Here is a 6,559-nt window from a genome sequence, read left to right as displayed (position 1 = left end):
TGCTGAACTACAGCAGATAACAATTCTGAATCCGGATTATGAACCTAAAAGTGCCCTTGACCAAAATTTTATCGTCCTCACTAAAACGGCGCCCGGCCGATATGAGGGTGCAAAAAATACCACATTTTTTACTGGTGGGGGTACCTTTGAACTTTCTATCGAGTATAACAACGAACGGTATCTTGCATTGACCGAATACGTTCCCACGGCACCCATAGATACGCTCTTACAGGGTGATGGCACACTCTTTTCCGGTGAGGAGACCGAAATTTTGGTATCCTTCACAGACAGCCCCGAACGCGACAATTTCTATCTTTTCGATTTTGATTTCAATGAGTACCTGGTTACCGAAGATGAATTCTATCCAGGTCAGACCTTTCAGTTTTCGTATTTCTATGACGAGGAAGTAAAATCGGGTCGGAATATAGACATCGCAATTCTTGGCGTCGACGAATCGTTTTACAATTATATGAACCAATTGCTCGTACAGGCTGGTGGAGATCAGGGTCCGTTTCAGACTCCCTCGGCAACCGTTCGGGGGAATATCATCAATGTTACAAATATTGATAACACAAACAGCTTCGACAATGTGGATGACCGAAACAACTTTGCCCTCGGCTATTTTGCAATTTGCCAGACTTTTAGTGAATCAATTCTAATAGAGTAATCTGGGTTTGCTTGTATGGTCTGAATTAGGATTTGGGGATGATAAATTCGTTTGTTCAAAAAATAACTATCATTTTTTGAGGGTACTTTTAAAAAAACTGAAGATACTTTCCCTAATTAGCCGGGCTGCATTGTCCATACTATATTGCACCGATTTCGCAGTATCCCTGATTTCCAGAATAACTTCCAAACCGATAGATTTTGACTGTGCGGAATCGATATCCGATTGTCCACAAATGGCAATCACAGGAATTTGATACTGCCTTCCAAGATCGATCACCCCTTTGATCAATTTTCCGTGTAAGGTCTGTTCATCAAATTTTCCTTCTCCAGTGATAATATATTCGAAATGATGGTCGGACAACAGTTGGTTTACCTTTGCTAGGCGAAGTACGAAATCTATTCCAGAGATGAATTCCGCATTGAGGAATACGTTCAAACCATAAGCCGTACCTCCGGCCGCACCGGCACCGGGAAGTTGTGCTGCGTTTTTTTTCAGTTGGTCCTTAACGATGGCTTCCAAATGTCTCAGCCCCTTGTCCAATTTTTGGATTTCTTTGGAAGTTGCTCCCTTTTGTTCCGCATAAACATACGCCGCGCCCTGCTTCCCGTAAAGTGGATTATTAACATCGTTGACCGCATGGAAGGAAATTCCTGTTACATCTAGGGCAACATCCTTCTTTTCAATCTTTGCAATTTTGGAAAGCTCGCCTCCCACCGGTTCTAGTTCATGTCCCAAATCATCCAAAAAACGATATCCCAATGCCTTTGCGATGCCAGTTCCGCCATCATTCGTAGCGCTTCCGCCCAATCCCAAATAGATTTTGGTCGCGCCATTTTCGATGGCATGGCGTATCTGCAAGCCTGTTCCGTAACTAGACGTCCGCATTACGTCACGTTCCGCACCCTTTAGCAGTTCGAGTCCCGATGCTTTTGCAAGTTCGATATAGGCCGTTTTTGTGACATTGTCGAAAAGATATACGGCCTCCATTTTACGATTTAGGGGGTCTACAGTAACCACAGTAGTCGTAGTACAATTCAAATTTTCCGAAACTGCGTTCAAAAAGCCGTCGCCCCCATCGGAAGCCAATACCGAAAAAATTTCAGCACCGGGATGTACTTGGCATACTCCCTCCGAAATTGCCCGAATCACTTCCTTGGCATCCAAAGAACCCTTAAATTTATCCGGAATTAACAGAACCTTCATAGTATGGCTATAGGCCCCTAAAGATAAGCAATGAAAACGGACAAAGACCTGCTGGTAAAAGGAATAAAATATATGGCCTACACCATTGCGCTCATGTTCACGGCTCCGGTCGTCATCTATCAGGCGTTCAAGAACGAAGAAAATCCGCTGTATTGGCCGGTACTTGTTTTAGGATTGATACTAGGGGTAGCGGCGATTGCGATGGGATTTTACGGCATTAAGGTTATTCTTGATTCTTTATTTGGAAAGAAGGAGCAGTAATAAGTAATCAGTCGCCGGGGCCCCACTTATCGGTAAGTTGGCCGTAGTCGTAGTCTAAAACAGATTCTTGGCGTTCCAGCCGATATGAAGCGAAGGCGCGTTGCAAGATATCTTCGATCTGATAGTCTTCATGGATGCGCTCGGGATGGAACTGCTCTTTCAGGCTGATGCTGAACATGCCGGCCGTCGTATTGTACCAAAAGGCTCGCCAGCCGCTGCGCAATTCCTTGACCAGGTCAAAGGCGGTGGTACCGGTTTGCCGATAGATAAGCTTTACCAAAATCTGGCCCTCGGTACGCGTCAATTTCTTGAGTTCCGCCGAAAATTCATCCTCTATAAACTTTTGGACTTCCTTGGTGTAGCGCTTCTGATGCCTTCTTTTCTTGATTTTTGTTATGCTATCGTTCAATTCGACCAGACGTTCCGCCGCTAATTTGGCGTAAGGATAGACTTTCAAGGTCTTTCTACGGAGGATGTAATACCGTAACTTGTCCTTATAGGAATCGAATTTGAGATTTCCGAAAAGATAGACCTCGTCAAGATCGATGGAATTGCGGAAAATGGAATCCCCCTCGATGATGATCATTTTCTCGGTGATGGAGTCTATAGGTTGCTCCTCAACTTGGGCGTAGCCCGACCAGACGAAGAGTAAAAAAAATAAAATGACATGACAATTTTTCATTGGGGTCGTTTGAACAAAAGTCCTGCCAAAATTAACGATAATTAAACGCTCTTATTATCGAATCCCTCTTAATTTAAAGTGAATATTCCTCCTAACATTTTGCTTTGATCTCCAACTTACTCTAAGTTTGTGGCCAAATAGAAAATTAAATGGCCCAAAAAAAAATAATCAATAAAAAATCACTGGATTTTTTCGAAAAATATCTGAACAATCCCTCTCCGACCGGATATGAATGGGAAGGGCAGAAATTATGGATGAACTACCTAAAACCTTATGTAAACACTTTTATTACGGATACCTACGGCACGGCGGTCGGTGTTATCAATCCCGATGCGGAATACAAAGTGGTCATCGAAGGGCATTCCGATGAAATTTCATGGTACGTTAATTACATCACCGATAACGGATTGATCTATGTCATTCGAAACGGGGGCAGCGACCATCAGATCGCTCCTTCAAAATGGGTGAACGTCCATACCAAAAATGGAATGGTGAAGGGAGTCTTCGGATGGCCCGCAATTCATACCCGGGACAAATCAAAGGAAGAAGCACCTAAACTGGAAAATATTTTTATCGATATCGGTGCCAAGGATAAAGCGGAAGTCGCGAAATTGGGCGTACATGTAGGCTGCGTCATCACCTATCCCGATGAGTTTCAAATCTTGAACAAGGATAAATTTGTTTGCCGCGCCATCGACAATCGGGTAGGCGGATTTATGGTAGCCGAAGTAGCGCGATTATTGCACGAAAACAGAAAGAAACTCCCTTTCGGATTGTACATTACCAATTCCGTACAAGAGGAAATCGGTCTTCGCGGTGCGGAAATGATCACACAGCGTATCAGACCGAATGTGGCGATCATTACCGATGTCTGCCATGATACGACCACCCCAATGATCGAAAAGAAAACTCAGGGCCATACCGAAATCGGTGCGGGACCGGTCATCTCGTATGCCCCCGCGGTACAGAACAAACTACGCGAACGGATTTTGGAAACGGCCGAAAAGCATAAAATTCCTTTTCAGCGGATGGCGGCATCCCGGGCTACGGGAACCGATACCGATGCCTTTGCCTATAGTAACGGTGGAGTAGCCTCTGCCTTGATTTCATTGCCACTACGCTATATGCACACTACGGTCGAAACCGTGCATCGTGACGATGTAGAGAACGTAATCCGATTGATCTATGAAACTTTGCTGAACATCAAGGATGGGGAGACGTTTAGTTATTTTGATGATTAAGGGATAAGCCAACCGGACATTTACTATTTAATGGGCCGCGGCAACCCCTTTACATATGGCACCTCCCCTTTGCGAGTGAGGATTTTGCAATTCAACGTTTTGCTTATGGATGAGATAGTTGATATTCTTGATTCCGATGGAAATTATACGGGTAAAACTGCCCTAAAATCAGAGGCGCACAAAAACGGATGGTTTCACCCTACCGTGCACATTTGGTTTTTTACTGCAAATGGAAGGGTTTTGATTCAACAAAGGGCAAAGAACAAGGATACCCATCCCCTACTTTGGGATGTTTCCGTGGCGGGACATGTGGGCGCGGGAGAACACATGGAGGATGCCGCAGTTCGGGAGGTCAAAGAGGAAATCGGACTTAAAATTATCAAGGATGATTTGCAGGAAATAGGAGTTTTCAAGGCGGTTCATGAACACAATGAGAATTTGGTGGACTGCGAATTTCACCATGTGTTTTTATGCAAATTGCAGCTGCCCCTAGACAGATTAGGGAAACAGGAAAGTGAGGTAGCGGACTTACGACTTATTCCCCTTCTCCGTTTTTCGGAGGAGACTTGGGGTTTGGCAAATGTTTCGAAATATGTGCCGCATGGGGCGGTGTATTATAGTACTATCATCAAGGCAGTAAAGGAGCGAATTGTCTGAATTTGAATTTATTGGAGTTCAGAAGGTTCATGGAAAAATTAAGCGGTATGCCTTTGATTTGCTGAATAGCGAGTAAGTTTGTGCGGTGTAGCAAATCTTTTGGACCTTCCCAAGCAAACTTCTTCGAAATAGTTCAATCCTTTTGAAATCTTCCAACAAATTTTTCAGGATTTTTTAAATTATAGGTTTCCTGTTCGCCACTCTCCATATTTTTCGCCACGAACGAGTTCTCGGCCAACTCTTTTTCGCCGATTAAAATAACAAAGGGCACGTTGCGGTTATTGGCATACTTGAACTGTTTTTGAATTTTAGCGTCCGTTGGGTACAAGTCCGCCTTAAGCCCGGCTCTGCGCAGTAAAGTCGTCAGTTTTAGCGCGGCCAAGGCTTCTTTGGGACCAAAATTCAAACACAAAACTTGCAGGTTTTGATCTACTGTATCGGGAAACAGTCCCAATTCCTCCAACACTAGGTAGATACGGTCTAATCCGAAAGAAATACCGACACCACTGACATCTTTGAGACCGAAAATACCGGTCAAATCATCATAGCGGCCACCGCCACCAATGGAGCCCATATCCACTTTTTTGGGAGCGGCCACCTCTATTATTGCTCCTGTATAGTAATTCAGACCACGCGCCAAGGTGACGTCTATAGAGAGTTGTGCGGACAGAAATCCCAGACTCCCGATCGTTTCCATAATAAAGGCCAGCTCTTCAACACCCTTAAGGCCTTCTTCGGAATCGGAGAGCATATTTTTTAAGATGGCCAATTGTTCCGAATTACTCCCTGATAATGAAAACAGCGGTTCGACTTTTGCGATGGAATCTGCTGAAATACCTTTGGTAGCCATTTCCCTTTTTACGCCATCTGCACCAATTTTGTCCAATTTATCCAAAGCGACCGTAAAATCGATGAGTAGGCCTTGAGCCCCAATGACCTCGGCAATACCTGCCAAAACTTTTCGGTTATTCAATTTGATGTTGACGCCTTCGAGTCCCAAATCGGCAAAAACGGCGTCATAGAGTTGTATGAATTCGACTTCCTGTAATAGGGAATCCGCACCGACCACATCGGCATCACACTGGTAAAACTCCCGAAATCGACCTTTTTGGGGGCGATCGGCACGCCATACCGGCTGCATCTGATAGCGTTTGAATGGAAAATCGATTTCGCTCTGATGCATGACGACATAACGGGCGAAGGGTACGGTCAAATCGTAGCGGAGGGCTTTTTCGGATATTTTTGAGGTCAACACTGAGGCATCCTTCGAAGCATAGCTGCTTTCGTCAACTTTGCCTAAAAAATCGCCGGAATTCAAAATCTTAAAAATCAAGCGGTCTCCTTCATCACCATACTTGCCCATCAAGGTTTCGGAGTTTTCAAAAGATGGGGTTTCAATGGGCTGGAAACCGAAAATCTCGAAACGCTTTTTTATCACATCAAATATATAGTTGCGCTTTGCCACTTCTGCGGGCGTAAAATCGCGGGTCCCTTTGGGTATACTTGGTTTTTGTGACATTGGAATATATTGATATGCTAATATAACTGATTAGGCTCTGTAAACAATAAGAGCTAAAACTAGGAAGTCGTCGGGCCAATTACCTTCTCGAACCACCGATACAAGTCTCCTTTCGTTATCGCCGCACCCTGCTCGATCAACTTGAACTTATCCAAATTTGGTTCTTCGGAATACGCCTTTGAGGCGGTCAGATATTCCACAAAATCGGATTGCCAGTTTTTCTTGAACCAATCGAAGCCTATTTTAGTGGTCAGATCTATATCGGGATTCATTATTTTAACCGAGAGCAGTTTCATTTCCTTTTCTGCACAATGGAATAAATGCAT

At 44.2% G+C, this 6,559-nt stretch carries 8 protein-coding genes; 4 read left to right on the top strand and 4 right to left on the bottom strand.

The window, feature by feature from the left end; translation table 11 throughout:
- Nucleotides 1-667, top strand: a 667-nt coding sequence (locus ACEW8S_RS19985) for a DUF4249 family protein (protein ID WP_373519871.1), incomplete at its 5' end; no start/stop codon positions are given.
- 69 nt (nucleotides 668-736) lie between these two features.
- On the opposite strand, the gene ACEW8S_RS19980 is transcribed toward ACEW8S_RS19985, so the two are convergent.
- Nucleotides 737-1,873: a glycerate kinase gene (locus ACEW8S_RS19980; protein ID WP_373519870.1), complete on the bottom strand. Its 1,137-nt coding sequence runs from the start codon at nucleotides 1,871-1,873 to the stop codon at nucleotides 737-739.
- A 30-nt stretch (nucleotides 1,874-1,903) separates the two neighbouring features.
- Here ACEW8S_RS19980 and ACEW8S_RS19975 point away from each other — a divergent pair, with 30 nt between their 5' ends.
- Nucleotides 1,904-2,134 (top strand): DUF6095 family protein, encoded by a 231-nt coding sequence (locus tag ACEW8S_RS19975; protein WP_373519869.1) that lies wholly within the window; start codon nucleotides 1,904-1,906, stop codon nucleotides 2,132-2,134.
- A 7-nt stretch (nucleotides 2,135-2,141) separates the two neighbouring features.
- Here ACEW8S_RS19975 and ACEW8S_RS19970 read toward each other — a convergent pair whose 3' ends face one another.
- Nucleotides 2,142-2,816: a DUF4294 domain-containing protein gene (locus tag ACEW8S_RS19970; protein WP_373519868.1), complete on the bottom strand. Its 675-nt coding sequence runs from the start codon at nucleotides 2,814-2,816 to the stop codon at nucleotides 2,142-2,144.
- Nucleotides 2,817-2,965: 149 nt separating this feature from the next.
- On the opposite strand from ACEW8S_RS19970, the gene ACEW8S_RS19965 reads away from it, so the two are divergent.
- Both ACEW8S_RS19965 and ACEW8S_RS19960 read left to right on the top strand, forming a co-directional pair.
- Nucleotides 2,966-4,057, top strand: coding sequence for a M42 family metallopeptidase (locus ACEW8S_RS19965; RefSeq protein ID WP_373519867.1), 1,092 nt, complete (start codon nucleotides 2,966-2,968; stop codon nucleotides 4,055-4,057).
- Nucleotides 4,058-4,162: 105 nt separating this feature from the next.
- On the top strand, nucleotides 4,163-4,714 hold the full coding sequence (locus ACEW8S_RS19960) for an NUDIX domain-containing protein (RefSeq protein ID WP_373519866.1): 552 nt from the start codon (nucleotides 4,163-4,165) through the stop codon (nucleotides 4,712-4,714).
- Nucleotides 4,715-4,847: 133 nt separating this feature from the next.
- Here the strand turns inward: ACEW8S_RS19960 and hisS are convergent, their stop codons facing one another.
- Both hisS and ACEW8S_RS19950 read right to left on the bottom strand, forming a co-directional pair.
- Entirely contained in the window at nucleotides 4,848-6,233 is a 1,386-nt protein-coding gene (gene hisS, locus ACEW8S_RS19955; RefSeq protein ID WP_373519865.1) for a histidine--tRNA ligase, read from the bottom strand.
- 59 nt (nucleotides 6,234-6,292) lie between these two features.
- On the bottom strand, nucleotides 6,293-6,559 hold a 267-nt coding region (locus tag ACEW8S_RS19950), incomplete at its 5' end, for a DUF6495 family protein (RefSeq protein ID WP_373519864.1).

The organism is Pricia sp. (assembly GCF_041745955.1).
Taxonomy (GTDB): Bacteria; Bacteroidota; Bacteroidia; order Flavobacteriales; family Flavobacteriaceae; genus Pricia.
This window is presented reverse-complemented; position numbering and strand designations above follow the sequence as displayed.